Below are 22809 nucleotides of genomic sequence, written 5' to 3'. Positions count from 1 at the left end.
CAGTTTTCAAGGTACTACCTGCGACGCTCGTAAACGCCGCTGTTTTATTTTGCCAGATCTTTGTCCTCTTGTCAAGAACTTTTTTTCTGACCGCGCTGTTGCCTTTTTTACAACAGCGTTTATTATCTTACTAAACTAGCTCTTAGTTGTCAACTAGTTTTTTCGGATTTTTTTCGCCGCCTTCCGCTTGGCTCTTGCCTTGCGCCCGACGACAGTTATTAATATTAGCAACTCTTTTTTACTTTTGCAAGTCTTTTTTGTAATTTATTTTTGATTCTAGTAATAAAGCCTTAATATTAGCGTTTTTTTAAGTATGTTTTGGCTAGCTTATTCAACTAATTAGTACTGAGTGTTACTTTAATTGCCGCTGCTTACTTAATTAATCTCTGCTATTTTTCTAAATTTACAGCGTTTCAATTGTTACTTCACGTTTACAAAGATTGTTAAAGAATCTTAACCTTTTAGCATTTCTTTGTTAATGATAACGATTTATAATACTTCTAATATCTTCAAAAGGGAGAAAATAATATTTTGAAACATAAATTTTTCACTCTTGCTACCGCTTTGATGCTTGGAGCCTCAGCTCCATTAGCAACTGGGGCAATCACAGTGCAGGCAGCAACTACAACCACGCAAAACAGTCAAACAGAAATGTATAATTTTGTTAGAAACACTTTCAAAAAGCACCACGTAAGAGGCATCGTTACCGTCGTCAAAAACGGCGTTCCACAAACAATTAGTTACGGTTACGCCTGGTATGGCAAACGAATAGGCAATGGTAACCCCAAGGTCACTTATCCAACAGCTTCTTTACAAAAAGTAATCACCGCTGCAATCATTGTCCAGCTAATTAACGAAACCAAAAATACTGACAAGGCATTTAACCAAAACACTAAAATTTCACGTTGGTACCCTAACTTGAAAAATGCCAATAATATTTCTGTTGGCAACTTGATGACACATACTTCTGGCATCACAGCTGCCAAAACAGAAATAAACCGGGGAATTGTTTATTCAGAAGCAGACGCTCTTGATTGGGTCGTCAAAAATATCAATAATTCGCCTTCTGATAATGTTGGAACTTATCATTACAACAACAGCAATTTTATTTTGTTAACTGGAATTATTCGCCAAATTACCGGACTATCTTATGAACAAAACATCCAAACTAGAATAATTCAAAAATTAGGTCTTAAGAATACTTACCTTTACCAGAACATCCCTAAAGGAATAACAGATCCTATTTCTTATTATTCAAATGGCGGAAAAAATTATCAAAATGCCAATTACATCAAAGCAAGCCTCGCCTCGCAAATACCGGGAGCCGGCAACTTATTTACTACGCCAGATGAATACTACCGCATTCAAGTTGGGTTAAGCGACGGTTCAATTTTAGATAAAAGTGATTTTCACTATTTGACACACTTAAACAGCAAAATTACTGAGTATTGCGGAGGAATGTATCTCAAGCAAAACGAATCGCTAAAAAGCGCATACGGAAGTTTCTACGGTATGCACTTTGGCACGTGGGTACAATTGACTACCGATAATCAAAATGGCATCGTCATGTTTTTAAATCAAACTAATGATAATGAAAATGCCGAAAAAGATGTTGGTTACGAAATCCTTCAACATATTAAGCCAAATACATTTGTCTCACGTTAAATAATCTCTTTTTTGTTAAAAATTAAAACTCCTATTTGGTAACAACAAATACCAGATAGGAGTTTTTTAGTTGAATTGATAAATTTTTAGTCTGCAAATAATAATTCGTACATTTTAGCTTGTAGTGGTTTATTAAGCAGCAGGTTCATCCCCACAGTTGCTTTTTTCTTTGGTCCCAACTGCTCTTCTTTAACCGTCTCTTTTTGAATATTAGCTTGGCCCAAATAGAAAAACTGCTTACCGATTGCATCACTTTTTTTAACAAAAATGTGTAATTTCATGTCGGGCGTATTTAACAATCGCTTTACTTCATCAGAATCCAAGTGCCTTGGCGAGCGCGTATACCATCGCAAAGAGCGTCCATCTTCAAGCGTATTATGGTACAAAGCACTTCGCTTTTTAGCAGAATCTTTCTTATAAGTAATAAAAATTGGGGTCTCATTTTTATCAACCCGGTAGCCATACATCGGGGCCGAAACATCCTTAGGCCAATTTAATAGGCGGCAAGCATCTTTACGATCATATTGCTGATAAAGCGTAAATTGCTCTTGGTTATCATAGTCTCGGTTAAGCGCCAAGCCTGTTTTAACTGCATCCAAAAACAGCCGGTAAAAATCTTGACTATCATGTAGCGCTTGTTTCAATTCAGGTGCGAGCAGATAAGTAAACAAATCTGGGCGCTCGATTAAAGCGTGATTGCCATACTGCTCTTTTTTGGTCGTTTTACCCTGCTTAATGTCAAAAAAGCTTAATGTCAAAATATCTTCAACGGAGTTGAGTACTGCAGGATTAATATATGCATTATATTTAGCTAACGCTTCTTCAAATTCTGACTGAGTTACCTTGTCTTTTTCTAATAATAATTGTAATAAAACTAATTCATGCGGTCTCTTGCCATTGAGTAATTCTTTCGTAACAAAAGATAAAATAGCACTTTGTTCTTTATTCAAGGCAACCGGTTCACCCATTTTTACTAGAAATTGGCCGTAGTGTTTTAAGGCATGATTATTAGCAAAAACCATTGGCGAGATTGAACCATAATGATAAAAATCAAGCAAAAGCGGTGGCCGCCCAATTTTTTCCTTTAAATCCAAATATGACTGACGCAATTCTTTCATACTATCAAGTTTAATGCGATCTAGCGAAGCTAAAATCTTTGCCGAAGCCACCTGGCTGAAGTTAATAGTTGAAACATCAATAAATCCTGGTAGTTTGCTTTCCTCACGTGCCTTGTCCAGGTCTCGACTATTATCTTGATTTAAAGAAATTGGAATTAAATAATTGTTTTTATAATTACCAATAAAGTCAATGACAGTTACGTAGTCCTTGCCCGGATATTTACGCAATCCTCGGCCTAACTGTTGAATAAAAACAATACTAGACTGGGTATTGCGCAACATAATTATTTGATTCAGTGCCGAAATATCAATTCCCTCGTTAAAAAGATCAACAGTAACGATATATTCAATGTTTCCTTGCTCGAGCTGCTTAACTACCTGCATTCGCCGCTTTTCACTATCTTCATTAGTCAGGGCAATTGCCGGATGGTTTTTAGCCGTAAAAATCTGCGCTAATTCGCGGGCCTCTTCCTGCCTACTGCAAAAAATCAGGCCTTTAGCCTGCTTACCGCAATAACCATAATAATCGAGCTGCTTTAGTACGTAATCAACTCGCTTAGGCGCAAGGAGCCTACGCAAATTAGTCGTTTCATCAATGCTTTCCCCATCTACTTCATAGTCTTCTACCCCAACATAATGAAATGGTGCAAGCATCTTATTTTCTAACGCGCCACGGAGCCGAATTTCATAAGCTAAATTATAATCAAATAACTGGTAAACATCCTGGTCATCCATTCGTTCGGGCGTAGCCGTCATCCCCAGCCAAAACTGCGGCGTAAATTTAGCAAAGACCCGCTGATAGCTGGGAGCCGCTGCCCGGTGGGCTTCATCAATTAGAATATAATCAAATTCCGTTGCACTTAAATTAGCGAGCATTTCGGGCTGGCTTAAAGTTTGGACAGTGGCAAAAACATACTTTCGTTCAAGTTGGTGCTTGTGCCCTGTCAATAGACCATAATCTTTGCGATCACCGCCAATTACCTGGTAAAAACTTTCTAATGCCTTCTTGGCAATTTGTTCGCGGTGTACCACATACAAAAATTTCTTAGGATGAAAATCCTTGACTGCAAAAGCTCCCAAATATGTCTTACCGGTACCGGTCGCCGAAACAATCAATCCTCGCTTTTGTCCCGAAGCAATTAAGCCCGTTAGCTCCTTTAGAGCCTCTTTTTGCATCTGATTCGGGGTTATCTTCTGTGCTTTTGTTGGGGTAAAGCGAGTCTGAATAGCATTTGGCTTAGGGCTAACCCAGTTAGCTTCGTATTCACTTAACCAAGCAGTAGTTAACGGCTGGCTAGTTTCATCAAGCTGCACTAATTGCTGCTTAATTTGCTCAGTTAAAGCTGCATTTTCTTTCGAACTGACTTTTAGCGCCCACTCATAATTACTAAGAAGAGCTGCTCGCGTGAAATTGGCGCTACCTATGACAAGAGTTTCCCAATTCTCATGATCAAAAAAATAGCCTTTTGCGTGAAAGCCCGTATTAGGGGCAATTTTAACCGTCAGATTAGTAATTTTCATTAATTCATGAAAAACGCGGGGATTATTAAAAGCTAAATAATCACCCGTAATTAAGGTCCCGGAAACATTTTTTCGTGCCAAATCCGCCAAAACGACTTTTAAGGGGACGAGCATATCCTGTGTGATAAATGCAACTGCCCATGTGAATGAGCGGCAACTGAGCAGTTCCTGCCGCAAGGTTAACCAAATGTTGTCGTTTTGATTATTCTGCAACAATTTAGGACTGAGAAGCTCATGGCCAGGGTATGATTGATCATAGAGACCATTAAGTATGGCATCTTGCAGTGGTTCATTCATTGATTTTTATGCCTCTAAATTTCTTATTTTTCTATCTATAATATAAAGAAAGAGAAATCCAGTCATTAGGATTTCTCTCAAATTTTATTTACAAGTCAATATCTAACAATATTGGACAGTGGTCTGCACGTACACCAGTATCCATCATTTCTGAGCGAGTCACCTTATCGGCAATTCGATTGCTTGTAATCCAATAATCGATTCTCCAGCCTGAGTTATTAGCCTTCGCTGTCCTAACTCTTTGCGCCCACCAAGAATAAACGCCTTCAACGTCACCATTGATTTTTCTAAAAGAGTCAGTAAAACCGGCATTAAGAAGCTGGGTAAAGTCTTCACGCTCTTCATCAGTAAAACCAGCAGAGTGATGATTTGTTTCGGGGTGCTTCAGGTCAATTTCTTCATGAGCACAGTTATAATCGCCACAAGCTAGCACCGGTTTTTGCTTATCCAGCTGCTTCAAATAAGCGATGTATTTTTCATCCCAAACTTGTCGTTCACTTAGACGTTTCAACCCGTTTCCTGAATTAGGCGTGTAAACTTGTGTAACAAAATAAGCGGGAAATTCTAGCGTAATGATTCTGCCTTCCTGGTCCATTGGTTCAGGTGCACCAATTTCAGGAAAAGTAACCGTCGGCTCTAAGTCCTTTTTATATAAGTACATCGTACCAGCATAGCCTTTACGAGCGGGCTCTTCTGATGAACGCCATACAATTTCATATTCCGGAAACTCGTTTGTTAACACTTCTAAATGCTTTTTTGTTGGTCCTGTTGACCGAAGTTTAGTTTCTTGAATTGCAATAATATCCGCGTTTTGCTCATGGATTTTTTCTAAAACTTTCCGTGTTTCTACAGCCCTAGAAGACGTCCCCGTTAACGCAGCATTCAGTGAATCAATATTCCACGAAATTAAGATCATATTTTTCTCCTTTGTATCCATCTTATACATTATATAGTTTTTTAAAACGGACTCACAACTTCATTAACTTAATTTGGCAATTTTTAGTATACAGAACATAATTCTGCCAGCAGCCTAACCCCAAAAATCATTTTAAGCACATTTAAAAATATTTAAGTAATTATAAAATTGTTACAAATTTCACGACTTTAGGTAAAAATCCAATAAATTATTTTTCTTTCTTGATTAACTGGTACTCTGCAAATGTAAGCGGTTGTTACAAACTGAGCGTTTTTTCAAAATGATCCATTTCACAATTTTGTATTTTTAATTCGTCTAGTACAAGTGTATAATAGCACAAGAGATAGTAATAACGATTTATGGAGGTTAGATTTTATGACTAAAATTTATGCTTATGCGATTCGTAAAGACGAAGAGCCATATGTCCACGAGTGGAAAGACGCTCATCCAGATGTCGAAGTTGATTACACTGATCAACTTTTGACTCCAGAAACTGCTGAATTAGCTAACGGTGCTGATGGTGTTGTAACTTACCAACAATTAGACTATAAGGCAGATACCATTGAAGCTTTAGACAAGCTTGGTATTCACAACTGGTCAATTCGTAACGTTGGTATTGACAACATTGACTTGAAGAAAGCTAAAGAACTTGGCTTCAAGTTAACTAACGTACCAGTTTACTCACCAGATGCTATTGCTGAACACGCTGCTATTCAAGCTGCAAGAGTTTTGCGTCAAGACAAGGCAATGGATGAAAAACTTGCCAAGCACGACTTCCGTTGGGCACCTACAATTGGTCGTGAAGTTCGTGACCAAACTGTTGGTGTTATCGGTACTGGTCACATTGGTCAAGTATTTATGAAAATTATGGAAGGCTTTGGCGCTAAGGTTATCGCTTATGATATCTTCCAAAACCCTATTCTTAAGAAGAAGGGCTACTACGTTGATACTTTAGACGAACTTTATGCTCAATCTGATGTCATTTCACTTCACGTACCTGATGTTCCTGAAAACATCCACATGATCAATGACGACTCAATCAAGAAGATGAAAGACGACGTAGTTATCGTTAACGTATCACGTGGTCCACTTGTTGACACTGATGCTATTGTTCGTGGTCTTGATTCAGGTAAAATCTTCGGCTTTGTAATGGATACTTACGAAGGTGAAGTTGGTATCTTCAACGAAGATTTCAGCAACAAAGAATTACCTGATAAGCGTTTAGCAGATTTAATTGCTCGTCCAAACGTTTTGGTAACTCCACACACAGCTTTCTACACAACACATGCTGTTCGTAACATGGTTATCAATTCATTTGACAACAACTTGAAGTTAATCAATGGTGAAAAGCCTGATACTCCAGTTGATTTAGATAAAGAATTTTAATTTCATAAACTTATTTCCCTTCTTAAACACATTTAATGATTTGACTTTAAAAAAAGGTAGCAATTTACTTACTTGATACCTCTTTTACTTAAAAAAGACGTCTAGGATTTACTTAAAAATCCAGGCGTCTTTTTATTATGCTAAAAATTACTTTGCCAGTTTAACGGCCAAAGTTTCATATGGTCGAAGACTAATTTTCTCCCCTAAAGTAGAGCCGATCTTGGCATAATTACTAATCAAAATTTCGACTTGCTGATTTTTCAAGCCGTCTGGCAGCTCCACTTCATGTTTTTTACCAAAAAAGTTACTGAGCACAACAATCTTTTGCGACTTGTGCTGTAAATAACGGACATAAGCAAAAACTTGTGGATCATCGTTTAAAAACATTTTGATATGTCCGTCCGAAATCAACTCCTCACTCTTACGCAAATGGATCAGTTTTTGGTAAAAATTGAAGATTTCACCATCTTTCAATTCTTGTGCAACGTTAATTTCATCTTGACCTGTTGGCATTAGCCACGGCTTGTGCTTGCTAAAGCCTGCATACTGATCATTAGTCCAATGCATTGGTGTCCGCGAATTATCGCGAGATTTTGTTTTAACAATCTCAAAGGCTTCTTGTTCACTCATTCTGGCCTTTTTTAATTCGGTAAATGCATTAATACTCTCAATATCGACATAGTCTTTCATTGACGAATAAGTTGGGTTGACCGCCCCAATTTCTTCACCCATATAAATAAATGGCGTTCCACGCATTAAATGTAGGGCTGCAGCGAGCATCTCAGCAGATTTCACACGGTACTTGCCCGTTGCCCCGAACCGGTTAATGGCCATTGGCTGGTCATGATTATTCCAAAAGAGTGCGTTCCAGCCTCCTCCTTCGTCCATTTTTTCCTGCCACGAAGTGAAAATTTGCTTTAATTGCATAAAGTCAAATGGTTCTTTTGTCCATTTCTGGCCATTTTGATAATCAACCTTTAAATGATGAAAATTAAAAACCATCGATAACTCATGCTCGCTTGGTTTCGTGTACTCAATTGAATTCTCAATAGTTGTCGATGACATTTCACCAACAGTAACACTATTTTGATCTTGACCAAAGCTAGCTCGATTTAATTCCTTGAGATATTGATGAACCACTGGCGTATCAGTATATAAAGCTTTTTCTTCAACCGGATTGGTCGAATCAACGAGCGTTTCTGCTTTTCCGGTGACATTAATGACATCAAAGCGGAATCCTTGCACACCTTTTCCCCGCCAAAAATTAACTACTTTGGCAGCTTCTTTTCTCACTTCTGGATTATGCCAATCTAAGTCAGCTTGGCTCGGATCATAAAGATGAAGATAATAATAATCCGTTTGACCAAACTTGCTCCAAGCCGGGCCCCCGAATTTACTTTGCCAATTAGTTGGCAAGCTGCCATCTTTTTTGGCTTTACGCAAATAAAAATAGTCTTGATATTTTTTATCACCTGCCAGTGCCTTTTGAAACCATTCATTAGAAGTTGAGCAATGATTAAGTACCATATCTAGCATAATGCCAACGTTAATTTCTTTTAGCTTAGCAACTAGTTCTTCAAAGTCGGCCATGGTACCAAATAGCGGATCAATCTTGTAATAGTCCGCTACATCATAGCCATTATCATTTTGTGGTGACACAAAAAAAGGGTTAAACCAAATCATATCAACATTTAATTTTTTAATGTAATCAATTTTAGCAATAATGCCACGAAGGTCACCAATTCCGTCATTATTTGAATCATAGAAAGACTTAGGATAGATTTGATAAATTACTTTTTTTCCCAGAGCGGTCATACTTTTCTCCTAATTATTGCGGCTTAATATTCTGCCTGCGTGCAAAATCAACGAATTTGAATTTTGCTGGGTTGTGAAAGGACAGGGTCAATTGAAACGGCGTTGTATCGCTTAAAAAGCTGCGACTTGCTACTAAAACAACCATATCATTTTCAAGTGCAAGTTTTCGCCGAAGATTTTCAGTTGCCTTTTCAACTGTAATTGTCTTAGTGGCATAAGAAACTTCTAACCCCAAGTCGTTTTCAAGATATTGATAAATTGAATTTTGGGCTGCCGATAGCGGTAATTCAGCAATTGGGGGTGTAAATAAAAAATCACAGTCCAAAACAGCCGGTTCATTTGCTAGTAAACGCAGCCGCTCAAGATATATTCCCTCATTTTGCTTTTCTTGGGGAAATTTCTCTGCAAATAGACCAGGTAGCATTTTGGTTTTAGTCAAATTTAAAACTTTGGTTTCAGCGTTCATTCCCAATGATTTATTAAGCTCAGCAAAACTCTCGATTCCAGAAATAGGAAACGAATACCTGCCCAAATCTAACACCATTGAGCCTTTTCCCTGAATTTTTTGAATCATTCCTAAAGAATTAAGTTGGTCTAATGCCTTTCTCACAGTTTCACGTGAAGTGCCGTAGAGCTTGGTCAAATGATTTTCACTTGGAAGGAAACTACCTACTTTAAATTGCTTATGCCGGATTTTTTCTGCAATATCTTGGGCAATTAAGATTGTTTTTGAATCTGTCATTTTTAAATCCTTTCACTTTTATTCTATTATATCGAATGATGTCTGTACAAGAGCTAAATTAAACTAATTATTATTTATTAGCACCAAAATATCTATCTTTCTAGCTGTTTGACAACATGTATGTACAAGTATAAGCTTTTATTTAAAAGCGTTTTAATAAAAGACAGATATAGAGGAGGTCTGACATTGAAAGAAAAACTGCAAAAATTTGGTGGTGCCATGTTTACACCCGTAATGCTATTATCTTTTTCAGGTATTATTCTGGCAATTACCATTATTTTTCAAAATCCTATCATTATGGGGTCAATTGCAAATGAGGGTACGGTATGGTACCGCATATGGAGCGTAGTTAGCGCGGGAATGTGGACAGTATTTAATAACCTAGAATTACTTTTTGTTATTGCGCTACCAATTGGATTAGCAACAAAATCTTTAGCACGAGTTAGCATGGAGTCTTTTGTTGTCTACATGTCATTTAATTATTTTATAGGAGCTATTTTAACTAATTTCGGTAAATTTTTTGGAATAGATTTTTCAGTTGATCCCGTTGAGGGGTCAGGTCTAAAACTAATTGGCGGAATTAAAACCCTAGACACTGGTTTAGTGGGTGCCATTATTATAGCGCTACTAGTTGTTTATCTTCATGACCACTTTTTTGACAAAAAAGTTCCAGATTGGTTAGCTATGTTTAACGGTTCGTCACTTGTTGTCTTTTTAGGTATGATGTGCTCAATTGTAATTGCACTTATTTTTTGTTTTATCTGGCCTGTATTTCAAAAAGGAATGAGCTCTATTCAGCATTTTTTTGTGGCTAGTGGTGGTTTTGGTATTTGGTGCTATACGTTATTAGAGAGACTTTTGCTTCCAACCGGATTGCATCACTTATTAACTCAGCCTTTTTCATATGGTCCTGTCATTGTAAATGGCGGAATTACAACCTATTGGCTTGACCATTTAGTCAAATTTAGCCAAACCACTACCCCTTTAGCTAAGCTGTTTCCAGGTGCTGCCTTTAAGTTATATGGCCATAATAAAATTTTCGGAGCTCCAGGCGTAGCAGCAGCGTTATATTTTGCTGCTAAACCGGAAAACAAGAGGAAAACAGCTGCTCTAGTTGTGCCAGCAGCAATTTCAGCCATTATTGGTGGCATTACCGAACCATTAGAATTTACATTTTTATTCGTTTCACCACCGTTATATGTGGTGTACGCTATTCTTTGTGCAACCCTATCATGGGCAGAATACACTATCGGGACCCGGGGCGATTTTACCAGTGGTCTAATTACATGGCTAGCGAAGAACTGGATTCCCTTATGGCAAAATCATCATAACGAATATATTAAGCAAATTATCGTTGGACTAATTTTTACCTTTATTTTCTTTATTGTAATGTACTTTTTAATTATAAAATTTGATATTAAAACACCTGGACGGCAAGACAGTGGTGAAACAAAACTTTATACTAAAAAAGACTATAAAGAAAAAAAGAGTTCTGGTAAGGCAGCAACAAATAAACTTTCTTCCTTTGAAACTAAAGCACAAGCTTACCTTAATGGATTAGGCGGTAAAGAAAATATCATAAGTGTAACAAATTGTGCCACCCGTTTACGAACAACGGTGAAGGATCCTTCTTTAGTAAAGGATGACGATTATTTCCGCAACAATGATGCAATTGCAGTCATTCGAAAAGACGACAATATTCAGGTAGTTGTAGGCACAAGTGTCCCACAAGTAAAAGATGCTTTTGATAAGCTCTTATAAATCAAAATATAGAAAAGAGTTAAAAATGTTACAAGCAAAAATTGACACACATACACATACGCTCGCATCAGTTCATGCATATAGTACAGTGATGGAAAATGTTCAGGTTGCAAAAGAAAAAGGATTAACTGGCCTGGTTGTTACAGATCACGCTCCTGGCCTAGGTACAGGAGAAACTTTCCCAACCTCTTATTTTGGTAACATGCGCAAAGCTATTCCTAAAGTTGTTAATGGAATTCGCGTTTTTAAGGGAATTGAAACAAGTATTACTGATTATAATGGCAATATTGATATGCCAACTTACACATTAAACAAGCTAGATATAGTGATTGCTTCATGTCATGAAAAAGTACTTAAGCCTGCCACAAATAAAGAACATGATCAAATTTGGGAAGCTGTAGCAAAAAATCCATGGATCGATATTATTGGACATTGTGGGAATGACAATTATGCTTTTTCTCACGAAAAAATTATTAAGCTGTTCAAACGATATCATAAAATTGTTGAAATTAATTCTTCATCTTTTCCATATAGAAAAAATGCACGAAAAAACTGTCGAGACATTGCTCTTTTATGTAAAAAATACGGTGTAAGAGTTACAATTAGCTCTGATGCACATTTTGCTAGTAATATTGGAAACTTTACTGATGCACTAAAAATGCTAGAAGAAATTGATTTTCCGCAGGAACTAATCGTAAACCGCGATTTAGAAACTTTTTCTTCAGCTTTTCCGCGAATAGAAAAATAGTTTTTAAGAACAGCACATAAATAGTAAATAAAAACTGATAAATCTAGTTGATTTATCAGTTTTTTGCTTATAATATTGTCGCAATTTTAACTACAAACTGTCTTTTTTCAAACACTTTTATTTCTTAATTAGCTGAAGCATTGACTGCCTTAATTAAGGCATTTCTAAAACCTTCTTGTTCCAATTTAACTACACCTCTTATGGTAGACCCACCTGGAGTAGTTACTTCATCCTTTAATTCTTCAGGCAATTTCTTACTAGATAATGCAAGCTTCGCAGTACCTACCAGCATCTGTTCCACAATTTGGTAAGATTCGGCCCGCTTAACGCCATTTTGGACAGCAGCGTCGCTTAAAGCCTCAATCATCATATTAACATATGCTGGTGTGCAACCTGCAACAGTTCCATAAATTCCTAATAAATCCGCAGGAACGACATAAACACTGCCCATTTGCTCAAACAGAGCTTTAACAGTGTTAATTACCTGCTTCTTTTCTCCGGGAACAAAGCTCATCGCTGTAATCCCCTCACCAATTTGAACTGGCGTATTAGGAACAATTTTGACAAAAGAAGAATCATCCGGTAATTCTTGGTTGATTGTAGTAAGATCACCACCACCAGTTGACAAAATGATACCATGATACTTTTGCCCAAGTTCATGAAAAATTGATGTTATAACTGAGCCACCGACAGCCACAATCACTGCCTGGCAGTCGTTAAAAGCAGCATAGTCATCTACTAGGTGCAAATTCAGTTCAGCTGCAACCTTTTGCGCTGACCGGTGACCACCGTCAAAAACATAAATATCTTGACTGGCCGTCTTACCTTGTAATAAGCCCAAAATAATTGCCTTACCAATTTTGCCAGTTCCAATAAATCCTACTTTCATCATTTATCACCTTAAAATTTATCTTATTAAAAATCAGTGTTATCTGGATCAGTAGCCATTTCTGCTACACCATGTAAATGATCTAAAGCTTGCATATCTTCTTCACTAATTGCGAAATCGAAAATAGCGGCGTTTTCTTTCATTCGGTCACGGTGGACAGACTTAGGCAAAGGTACAAATTGATGTTGCAATGACCAGCGCAACAAAATTTGCGCAGGAGTCTTATCATAATGCTTAGCAACTTCGACAACAGTCTCATTGTTAAATAAGCCACCTCGTCCTAAAGGACTATATGCTTCACTAAGAATTCCCAATTCTTCATTATATGAAGTTACATTTTCTTGCATATCGCTTGGATTAAGATAAATTTGATTAACCACTGGACGAACAGATGACGTTTTTAGTATTTCATCGAGGTGTTCTCGCCTAAAGTTTGATACACCAATCGCACGAATTTTCCCAGCAATTTGAGCTTCTTCCATCGCACGCCAGCTTCCAGCATTCATTTCTGCCCAGTGGTCGCGAATTCCGACAGGATTAGGCCAATGGATTAAATACAGATCAATATAATCTACATCTAACTTTTCTAAGCTTTTATCAATTGCTTCATTGGTCTTTTTGTAGCCATGCATATCATTCCACAGCTTAGTAGTAATAAATAAGTCATAACGGTTAACACCGCTTTCTCTAATTCCTTTACCAATACTTACTTCATTATCATAAGCTGCAGCTGTATCAATTAATCGGTAGCCCAAATTAATAGCGTCTTTGACAGCACTTTTTGCAATATCGCCATCTGGCGTTTGCCATGTACCTAATCCAATAGCTGGAATCTTAACTCCGTTATTTAATTGGTAGGTGTCAGACATAGAATGAATATCAACAGTCATTATTTTCACCTCTCGACTCGTTATATTTTAGTAAATTAAATATTGATATCATTAATACATTAACAGATTTCGACTACTTTTGGAAATTGTTTTTAAGAAGTTTTACAAATTGTGGATAAGTTGTTACTTCAAACAGCGGATGCAAATTCATGTTATTTTTCCGATGACGATGATTATACCAAATACTGCTAAAACCATAATTCTCCGCACCTAAGATATCAGACTGCAGTCCATCACCAAAGAAGACCGTATCTTCTGGGCCAAACTTGGTCCGAGCAAAGAAATAATCAAAAATGCGACTATCTGGTTTAGAATAGCCAGCCTCTTCAGAAGTAACGATTAAATCAAAATAATCTTTAATTCCAGCCAGTTCAAGGCGATGTCTCTGCATAAAAGTCTCGCCATTAGTCAAAATTGTTAATTCCAGATTTTGTTTCTGAGCAAAACGCAAAGTGTCCTCGACACCCGGTAAAAGCTTATACGCACGAGAAAAATAAGAACGATATTCATCCATGACAGCAAGACCATTAACTTCAATATTAAAAGTATCTTTCAGAAAATTATGAAAAACCATTTCACTTAATTCTTGATAAGTAAGAGCGCCATTTTCTAGCTGACGCCAAAGCCCCTGATTATACGCATGATATTGCCGCTGGATTTCATCCGTAAGTTCCCATTGATGTGCATTAAAAAGGCTATGAAGAGCAAAATTCTCCGTATCGGCAAAATCAATCAATGTATCATCAACATCAAATATAATCTGTTTGAAGTGCAAGTAATTTCATCCTTTCTAGTTATTTCCTAGGAAATAACACATACTAACATGGAAAATTATTATACCAGTATTTTATTTATTATAATGAGAAAATTATCTTTTTCTTAAATTTATGCAAAAGACTACTTTATCTTAATAATGACACATATAATTCCCTAAAACTATGACTTGGAGGAATAATTAAACATGCTTACTCTTCTATTGATTATTTTTCTAATATGGGCTTTTGTTAAGCTAGGGATCGGGACGCTCAAAATCCTATTTTTCTTGCTGGCTTGCGGTTTTGTATTTGTTTTTTTCATTCACCTGTTAGTTCCGTTAATCATACTAGGAGCTATAATTTTTATTGCCGTTGCACTATTAGGTTCTTAAATAAAAATCCACTAAAGATTAGCTAAGCACGATAAGTATAAGCAATTTCTTATACTTATCGTGCTTTTTATGTACAGGTATTCCTATATGATTTTTTTATTTTCGCCGAGTCTTACTCCCACTTTAGTTAGAGTTTTTTGTTCGTGTTTTAGTGTAGCATATCGACTATCAAATACAAGATATTGTGGTATAGTTCTTTCTGTAGCCATACATAATGTATGTGTGAAACAATTGTTAGTTTTTAGGAGCTATTTTACACATGAAAAACACAACGATAAGCTTAGATCAGGCTTATATTGATCAAGTGAAACAAAATATTTCACCTCATTGGGGCGAATTAGGCTGGGTCACCTACAAGCGGACTTATGCCCGGTGGCTTCCACAAGAAAACCGGTCCGAAGAGTGGGACGAAACCGTCAAACGTGTGGTTGAAGGAAACATTAACCTTGACCCACGGCTTGCTGACTCACCTTCTGAGGAAGTCATTACCGAATTAACCAATGAGGCCCGCGAATTGTACCGGCTAGTTTATGGGCTTGCCGCCACTCCATCTGGACGTAATCTCTGGGTGTCTGGAACTGATTACCAAAAGCGCAACGGTGACTCACTAAACAATTGCTGGTTTATCGCAATTCGACCGCAAAAATACGGTGACAGTCATATTGTTCCTTCGTACTTATCTAAGGATGAACAAACTGTTTCAATGCCTTTTTCTTTTGTTTTTGATCAGCTCATGAAAGGCGGCGGTGTTGGTTTTTCTGTCGTAAAAGAAAATATTGCCAAAATTCCACCAGTTGATCAAAAAGTTGATTTAACTGTTGTAATTGATAAGAAGAGTGCTTCTTACCAAGACTCAGTTAAATTAGGTGCAACTGACAAAGCAACTTGGGAAGAGCAAAACGACGGCGCTACCGATTATGTTTACTATAAGCTGCCCGATACTCGCGAAGGCTGGGTTTTAGCTAATGCACGCCTAATTGATATGCACTTTAACCAAACCAATCCTGAAAACAAGCAAAAGCTAGTTTTGGATATCAGTGATATTCGGCCTTATGGCGCCAAGATTCATGGTTTTGGCGGAACAGCTTCAGGACCAATGCCACTAGTAGAAATGGTTTTTGAAATTAACCAAATTATTAACGATCGCGTTGGCGGTCACCTAACTTCCGTTGATGGCACCGATATCTGCAATTTAATCGGTAAAACCGTTGTTGCTGGCAATGTCAGAAGATCAGCAGAATTGGCACTTGGTTCAAATGATGACCAAGACTTCATCACAATGAAACAGGATAAAGATAAGCTTTATCATCATCGCTGGGCTTCTAATAATAGTGTCGCAATCGACGCTGAATTTAATGATTATGAGCCTATCGCCAATGGTATTCGGGAAAACGGTGAGCCGGGAATTGTTAACCTTGATTTATCGCGTAATTACGGTCGTATAATTGATGGCTATCAAAAAGACATTGATGGCGAAGTCGAGGGAACCAATCCGTGTGGTGAGATCTCGCTTGGAAATGGCGAGCCATGCAACCTATTTGAAGTTTTCCCTTATATCGCTGAAAAACAAGGCTGGAATCTTCAAGATGTCTTCAAGCTGGCCGCACGCTACACCAAGCGCGTAACCTTTAGTGCCTACGACTGGGAGATTTCTCGCCAGATTATTTATAAAAACCGGCGTATCGGTGTTTCCATGTCAGGAATTCAAGATTGGCTCTTAAATGATTTAGGCCACCGGGTTGTCACCGGCTTTAAGGATGAGGTCGATCAAGAAACTGGTGAAAAAATCAAGGTGCCGATCTACGATCCTAAAGGAATCAAAATGGTTACTTCTGCATATCAAGCCGTTGTTGATGCAGACAATGAGTATAGCAAGGCGCTGCACTGCGAGCCATCAATTAAGCATACTACTGTTAAGCCATCAGGAACTGTAGCTAAACTTGCAGGTGCATCTGAAGGAATGCACTTCCACTATGCTGGCTATTTAATTCAGCGAATTCGTTTCCAAGCTTCCGATCCATTATTAAAAGCATTAGCAGCTTGCGGCTATTATTCTGAACCCGATATTTATTCACCAAACACTACTTGTGTTGAATTTCCATTACGGGCAGCCCATGCGGATAGTGAAAACTTTGCTTCTGCCGGAACGGTTTCAATCGAAGAGCAATTTGCCACCCAAGCGTTTTTACAAACATATTGGTCCGACAACGCTGTTAGTTGTACCGTCACCTTCCAAAAAGAGGAAGGCGATAAGATTAATTCGCTGTTTAAGCAATACCGTCATGTAATTAAGTCAACTTCTTTATTGCCTTATTATGGTGGTTCATTAGAACAAGCACCAAAAGAGCCAATTGATAAGGAAACTTATGAAAAACGCAAAGCCCAGATTTCAGGCGATGTTGCCAGTGTCTTTGCCAAACAACACGACGATCAAAAAGACTTAGAACTTGTTGATCAAGAAGATTGTGAAAACGGCGCTTGCCCAGTTAAATAGTCAAAATTACAAATTATTACGTTATCAGAAAAATATTACGAGGAGTTTTTATCATGAAAAAAAATAAATTAGCAGTCATTACCGGTTTAGCAACAATTTTCACTTTTACCTTTGCAGGTTATGAAACTACGCAAACACCTACTACGGTTAGTGCAGCAAGCAAAATTCACGTTACCTACACTCTTAAAGTAAATAACAAGAATTATAAAAAGCGGACTGTTAAATTAGCTAAGCATTCAACGGTTATGCAAGGACTCAGAAAATTATGGCACGTAAAGAGTACTAACGGCTTTATTACTTCGATTGCTGGTAAGAGTCAAAATAAGGCAAAACACGTTTACTGGACATATACCATTAACGGTAAATTCGCTAACAAAGGCGCAACTGAGCAAAGAGTGGGTAATAAAGACAAGGTTAAATTCACTTTAGCTAAGATGAACTAATTAATTATGCACAACTCAACCAAAAAAATAGCACTACTTGCGATCTTAACCGCAATGTGCGTGGCGCTTAGAATTTTTAAGATTATTCCTGTACCTAATGTTCAACCAGTTACTGCAATTTTAATGATCGTTACGCTAAATTTGGGCTTTACTTTTGGTTTTGCTTTGGCCATTTTAACGATGGTCGTTTCTAACATCTATCTGGGCTTTGGCATTTGGACCGTTTCGCAGGTTCTTGCCTATGGCGGCTGTGTTCTAACCGTGGCGTTATTTGCAAAATTTACGCCATTAAAAAAGCACTTTATTTTGCAACTGATACTTGTCACGTTCTTAGGCTGGGAATATGGTTGTTTTGTTGATTTCGGGATGTCCATTTTTGGCGGCTTCCAGGCCTTCCTAGCTTATTGGGCCGGCAGCCTGACCTTTGATACTTACCATGCCATTGGTAATTTAGTTTTTTATCCTATTTTATACAAACCCCTTAACATCGCACTTGATCATTACCAAAAGAGGCTATCATGACTATCAAAATTTATACCAAAGTTGGCGATCATGGTTTTACCAAACAAGTTACTGGCAAAATGGTACCCAAATATGACCTCCAAATTGTTGCCGTAGGTGACATTGATGAACTTGATTCGTATCTCGGCGTTGTAGCCGCAAGTTTATCCGTTAATTGCCAAAAGTTATTGGCACCAGTGCAAAATTTGCAGCGTGATCTATACGAGCTTGAAAGTGACATTGTTGTCAAACGGCATGAGCAGATTACTGGCGCTAAAGTTACCGCGCTTGAAAAGCAAATCGATGAGCTTAACCAGCAAATTCCAAAAACAACCCACTTTATTTTACCCGGCGGATCGCTAACAGCATCACACTTACATTATGCTCGCACAATTGCCAGACGAGCTGAGCGAGCAATGGTTAAATTGGACGCTGAAGAGCAAAAATTGGCTCCTGCTTGCTTAAAATACATTAACCGATTATCTGACTATCTTTTTATTTTGGCTCGTTACGCGAACGTTTTGGACGGCGTAGCAGAAGTTAAAAGCAAACTATAAGTTAGTAGTCATTAAAAAAAACGACTGATACTGATAAGAACCCCCATTAGTATCGGTCGTTTTTTAGTTTGCAATTTTAACGCAGCTAATTCCACCAAAGTTTAATTAAGCCCTGCGTTCCTAAATCGCCTAGTCCTTTTTCATCAACCAGTTTAGCGTAAAGCTCAGCCGCTTTCTCGGTTGCTGGCAATTCAAGTTTCATTTCCTTAGCCGTATCTAGCGCAATTCTGAGATCCTTTAAAAAGTGCTTGCTAAAAAAGCCCGGAGTGTAATCACCCTTTAAAACTCGGGGACCATAATTACTTAAACTCCAGTTTGCTGCACTACCAGCACCCACAGTTTCTAGCACGGCATTAAGATCAAGTCCAGCCTTCTTGGCATAAACCAGCATCTCTGTCATTCCAGTCATTGTACCTGCAATCATAATTTGATTAGCCATCTTTGTATTTTGTCCTGAACCAGCTGGGCCAAAATAATGAACTGACTTGCCAAAGTCTTTAAAAAGATCTGCCAAATCATCATAGGCTGCCTTATCACCACCGACCATAATCGTCAGCGTACCATTTTTAGCACCCAAATCACCACCAGATACAGGTGCATCTAAAACTTTAGCGCCAAGCTTTTCACCTTCAGTAAAAATGCGCTGAGCAAGTGCCGGTTTTGATGTGGTCATGTCAACCAAGTACTTATCCTTAACGGTTGCTGTCAAAATCCCATTTTCACCAAAGTAAACTTGCTCGACATCTTTAGGAAAACCGACGATTGAAAAGATCACTTCGGCTTGCTCAACTACCGCTTTTGGACTTTCACACCAAGTCGCACCCTTAGCAACCAAATTATCCGTTTTACTTTTTGTTCGGTTGTAAACCCAGAGCTCATGACCAGCTTGCAATAAATTGAGGCAAATCGCATTTCCCATTACCCCGGTTCCAATAAAACCAACTTTCATTAAGAATCACTCCTTTATAACTAATGGTTTTCATATATAAACCTATCATAGCACCAGTTTTTTTATTTGCTAGCAAGCCAATAGATTTTTATATTAGCCAGCGCTCCTAATCGCAGTATTGGCGGAAAAAAGAATCCACTTCATTGCCATACTCAGGCATCCCTATTAAGGTAAAGTTTTTAATTGCCCATTCACACTTTTTCAGATATTTATCTTGATGGTCAAAATGATACTTCACCATATTTTCAAGCAACACTAAAATATTTTTATAGAAAAACAGCTCTGGCCTTGTTGCCACCTTAGCTGCTGCTTCAATCAACCAGCCGGTATACTCATATCGCTTGGCTTTAATTAAATCAATCAACAAATTGCCAATTATGCCTAATAATTCTGTTTGATGCCGCGACTTATCCGACTTTTGCAATTTAGCAATAACTTTTTTGCTAAAGAGCAGGTTGCTGTCAAGGTCATAAAATGGCATCAAATTGATATAAACTCGTAATTTCGTTTCGTCAAAATCAGTAAAATCAAACAGCCATTCTTGTAATCGTGCACGTTTTTCTGCACTTAATTTTTCTGGCTGATTATTAATTTCCACCTCGACTGCATCAAGGTAAAGCAGCCATTTGTCTTGATTGGCCATTGTACTATCTTCAACATATTGCCTAATTTCTTTCAGCTTGGCCTGATCATTTTGATACCATGCTTGGTTAATTGCATGATCAACAAATTTAAATTCATCAAATTGTTGCTGTTCACTATCATCCAGCCTTTGAAAGAAATCCCACAAGCCAATTTGGTTTGTGCGCAAGACTGCAATCAAGTCTTCGGCGGTAATGCGATGCTTATTTTGTTCAACTTTTGAATAATACGAAGGGCTGACAATGCCAGCCGCCCATTCTTTTTGCGTCTTGCCGTTTTCAAGTCGGTACTGTTTTAATAAAGCGCCAATTGTCATTTTGCTATCCTATTATTTTAGTTCCAAACATTATTCTTAATAATGATTATAATACTAAAAACTGGTTAAAAAATTTGCAATTAATATTTGACTTAACCTTAGCTCTAAGTATTACAATTTTAATGATTAATCGCTTTATTGCGGGTATCCAGATCGTAAATTAACCTACGAACTTTCTTCATCCCAAATAAAGTATTTTATAATTAAAGCAGTCAACAATCATCTATTTAATTGTGCAGGGAGGCACTTTTTCATGAATAAGCATGAAGATTTTTTATTAAATAAAATTTCTGGTCCCCAAGACCTTAAAAAATTAAGTATCGCAGAAATGGAACAATTAGCCACAGAAATTAGGACACTAATTTTGGAAAAAGACGCATATGAAGGCGGACACCTCGGCCCTGACTTAGGAATTGTTGAAGCAACTATCGCCTATCACTACGTATTTAATGCGCCAAAAGACAAGATCGTCTGGGATGTTTCCCACCAAACTTATCCCCATAAAATGCTAACAGGACGAGCAAAAGCTTGGCTTGATCCTGATCATTATGAAGACGTTACGCCATATACTAATCCTGATGAAAGTCCCTATGATTATTACTCAATTGGCCACACCTCAACCTCAATTGCCCTGGCAACCGGAATGGCCAAGGCACGTGATTTACTAGGCGGACATGAAAATATCATGGCTTTAATTGGTGACGGGTCAATGACTGGCGGCTTAGCTTTTGAAGGTCTTAATAATGCCGCAATTGAGCAACATAACCTAGTTGTCGTCGTTAATGATAATCAGTGGTCAATTGATAAAAATGTTGGTGGACTAGTTACGGCACTGCAGAAATTGCGTGATTCTAATGGCGAAGCGGCAGAAAATCCTTTCAAGGCAATGGGCTTTGATTACCGTTACGTCGCAGATGGTAATGACCTTCAAGCAATGATTAACGCTTTTAAAGCGGTCAAAGATGTCGATCACCCAATCTTGCTGCATATCAACACGCTTAAGGGTAAAGGCTATAAGCCTGCCATTCAAGATGAAGAGGCCCACCATTGGGTTAGTCCCTTTAATTTAGCTACTGATCAACCGACAGCCGCGGCTTCATCTGCACCGACTCCTAATTCGATTGCACTAGATGTCATCAAGGAGCAAATCAAGGCTGGTCAAAACATCATGGCAATTAATGCTGCCATTCCTGGCGTCTTTGATCTTGACCACTTTAAGCAAGAGTACCCGGCAAACTATACCGATGTTGGCATTGCCGAGCAGGAATCAGTTGCATTTGCCGCTGGTTTTGCTAAAGAAGGCGGTATTCCAGTTTTAATGGAAAATTCTACTTTCTTACAGCGCGCTTTTGACCAGCTTTCTCATGACGTTGCAGCCAACGACCTGCCAGTAGTCATGCTTGTTGCTGGTGGCCGAATTTCAAATGGTTCTAAGACTCACCTTGGCATTTTTGATCAAGTAATGGTTGCCAACTTGCCCAACTGGCTTTACTTAGCCCCAACGACTTTAAAAGAAGAACAAGCAATGCTTGAATGGGCAATCAAGCAAAGAAAGCATCCAGTTGCCATTAAATTGCCCGCTAACGTTCCTGTCAGTGATGACCAAGAAGTTGCCACTGATTATAGCGAATTAAAATACCGCATCAATCCCGGGCAAAAGGTTGCAATTCTTGCCCTAGGAGACTTCTATAGCCTCGGAAAGCAAGTTGCTACCGCGCTAAATGCAACGTTAGTCAATCCTATTTCCGCCAATATTTTAGATCAGGCAGCTTTAGACGAACTAGCAGCTAACCACGAAGTCATTGTTACCTTGGAAGATAACACCTTAGACGGTGGTTTTGGTCAAAAAGTAGCTTCTTATCTTGGTCAAAAAGATGTCAAAGTCCTTAATTACGGGCAAAAGCGGGTGTATACCGATCAAACTCCTGTTGAGCAAATCTACCAGGATAATCATTTGACGGTTAAGCAAATTACAGCTGATATTAAAAATATACTTTAGACTCTCAAAGTCT

The 22809-nt window shown here is 38.1% G+C and carries 18 protein-coding genes; 9 read left to right on the top strand and 9 right to left on the bottom strand.

Features of this window, described 5'->3' with window-relative positions; genetic code table 11:
• The first annotated feature begins 531 nt into the window (after positions 1-531).
• Positions 532-1665 carry a serine hydrolase domain-containing protein gene (locus tag J3U54_RS03210; protein ID WP_228706349.1) on the top strand — a complete coding sequence of 378 codons (1134 nt, stop codon included), beginning with the start codon at positions 532-534 and terminating at the stop codon, positions 1663-1665.
• Positions 1666-1751: 86 nt separating this feature from the next.
• Here the strand turns inward: J3U54_RS03210 and J3U54_RS03205 are convergent, their stop codons facing one another.
• Entirely contained in the window at positions 1752-4601 is a 2850-nt protein-coding gene (locus tag J3U54_RS03205; RefSeq protein ID WP_267385037.1) for a DUF3427 domain-containing protein, read from the bottom strand.
• 88 nt (positions 4602-4689) lie between these two features.
• Complete coding sequence (locus J3U54_RS03200) at positions 4690-5517, bottom strand: exodeoxyribonuclease III (protein WP_220220503.1); 828 nt, start codon at positions 5515-5517, stop codon at positions 4690-4692.
• 375 nt (positions 5518-5892) lie between these two features.
• On the opposite strand from J3U54_RS03200, the gene J3U54_RS03195 reads away from it, so the two are divergent.
• A complete protein-coding gene (locus J3U54_RS03195; protein WP_103752700.1) occupies positions 5893-6903 on the top strand; it encodes a D-2-hydroxyacid dehydrogenase in 1011 nt (336 codons plus the stop codon).
• 147 nt (positions 6904-7050) lie between these two features.
• Here J3U54_RS03195 and treC read toward each other — a convergent pair whose 3' ends face one another.
• Together treC and treR are read right to left on the bottom strand one after the other, a co-directional pair.
• The gene (gene treC, locus J3U54_RS03190; RefSeq protein ID WP_267385036.1) at positions 7051-8718 is read right to left on the bottom strand and encodes an alpha,alpha-phosphotrehalase; all 1668 of its coding nucleotides are present in this window, start codon (positions 8716-8718) and stop codon (positions 7051-7053) included.
• A gap of 13 nt (positions 8719-8731) precedes the next feature.
• Positions 8732-9460 carry a trehalose operon repressor gene (treR, locus tag J3U54_RS03185; protein ID WP_103752698.1) on the bottom strand — a complete coding sequence of 243 codons (729 nt, stop codon included), beginning with the start codon at positions 9458-9460 and terminating at the stop codon, positions 8732-8734.
• 186 nt (positions 9461-9646) lie between these two features.
• Here treR and J3U54_RS03180 point away from each other — a divergent pair, with 186 nt between their 5' ends.
• Both J3U54_RS03180 and J3U54_RS03175 read left to right on the top strand, forming a co-directional pair.
• Positions 9647-11221 (top strand): alpha-glucoside-specific PTS transporter subunit IIBC, encoded by a 1575-nt coding sequence (locus J3U54_RS03180; RefSeq protein WP_267385034.1) that lies wholly within the window; start codon positions 9647-9649, stop codon positions 11219-11221.
• Between the two features lie 25 nt (positions 11222-11246).
• On the top strand, positions 11247-11969 hold the full coding sequence (locus J3U54_RS03175) for a phosphatase (protein WP_103752696.1): 723 nt from the start codon (positions 11247-11249) through the stop codon (positions 11967-11969).
• A 124-nt stretch (positions 11970-12093) separates the two neighbouring features.
• Here J3U54_RS03175 and proC read toward each other — a convergent pair whose 3' ends face one another.
• The 3 genes from proC to J3U54_RS03160 form a co-directional block, all read right to left on the bottom strand.
• Entirely contained in the window at positions 12094-12861 is a 768-nt protein-coding gene (gene proC, locus J3U54_RS03170) for a pyrroline-5-carboxylate reductase (RefSeq protein WP_220235026.1), read from the bottom strand.
• Between the two features lie 23 nt (positions 12862-12884).
• A complete protein-coding gene (locus tag J3U54_RS03165; protein ID WP_103752694.1) occupies positions 12885-13748 on the bottom strand; it encodes an aldo/keto reductase in 864 nt (287 codons plus the stop codon).
• Between the two features lie 73 nt (positions 13749-13821).
• Entirely contained in the window at positions 13822-14523 is a 702-nt protein-coding gene (locus J3U54_RS03160; protein ID WP_103752693.1) for a YjjG family noncanonical pyrimidine nucleotidase, read from the bottom strand.
• A gap of 631 nt (positions 14524-15154) precedes the next feature.
• Between J3U54_RS03160 and nrdJ the strand changes: the two genes are divergently transcribed.
• From nrdJ to J3U54_RS03140, 4 genes are read left to right on the top strand one after another with little or no spacing between them, the layout of a single operon-like run.
• Positions 15155-17389: a ribonucleoside-triphosphate reductase, adenosylcobalamin-dependent gene (nrdJ, locus tag J3U54_RS03155; RefSeq protein ID WP_267385032.1), complete on the top strand. Its 2235-nt coding sequence runs from the start codon at positions 15155-15157 to the stop codon at positions 17387-17389.
• A gap of 53 nt (positions 17390-17442) precedes the next feature.
• Positions 17443-17832, top strand: coding sequence for a DUF4430 domain-containing protein (locus J3U54_RS03150; RefSeq protein WP_103752690.1), 390 nt, complete (start codon positions 17443-17445; stop codon positions 17830-17832).
• Between the two features lie 6 nt (positions 17833-17838).
• Complete coding sequence (locus J3U54_RS03145) at positions 17839-18354, top strand: ECF transporter S component (protein WP_103752689.1); 516 nt, start codon at positions 17839-17841, stop codon at positions 18352-18354.
• Entirely contained in the window at positions 18351-18890 is a 540-nt protein-coding gene (locus J3U54_RS03140; protein ID WP_267385030.1) for a cob(I)yrinic acid a,c-diamide adenosyltransferase, read from the top strand. The genes J3U54_RS03145 and J3U54_RS03140 overlap by 4 nt, the downstream gene beginning before the upstream one ends.
• An 85-nt stretch (positions 18891-18975) precedes the next feature.
• Here J3U54_RS03140 and J3U54_RS03135 read toward each other — a convergent pair whose 3' ends face one another.
• Positions 18976-19839, bottom strand: coding sequence for an NAD(P)-dependent oxidoreductase (locus tag J3U54_RS03135; protein ID WP_267385028.1), 864 nt, complete (start codon positions 19837-19839; stop codon positions 18976-18978).
• Positions 19840-19945: 106 nt separating this feature from the next.
• Entirely contained in the window at positions 19946-20797 is an 852-nt protein-coding gene (locus tag J3U54_RS03130) for a helix-turn-helix domain-containing protein (RefSeq protein ID WP_267385027.1), read from the bottom strand.
• Between the two features lie 253 nt (positions 20798-21050).
• On the opposite strand from J3U54_RS03130, the gene J3U54_RS03125 reads away from it, so the two are divergent.
• The gene (locus J3U54_RS03125; RefSeq protein ID WP_267385026.1) at positions 21051-22796 is read left to right on the top strand and encodes a 1-deoxy-D-xylulose-5-phosphate synthase; all 1746 of its coding nucleotides are present in this window, start codon (positions 21051-21053) and stop codon (positions 22794-22796) included.
• The last annotated feature ends 13 nt before the right edge of the window (positions 22797-22809 follow it).

This window comes from Lactobacillus sp. B4007 (assembly GCF_026535895.1).
Lineage (GTDB): Bacteria > Bacillota > Bacilli > Lactobacillales > Lactobacillaceae > Lactobacillus > Lactobacillus panisapium.
The sequence above is the reverse complement of the archived record's forward strand: the minus strand, read 5'-3'. Positions and strand labels throughout refer to the sequence as shown.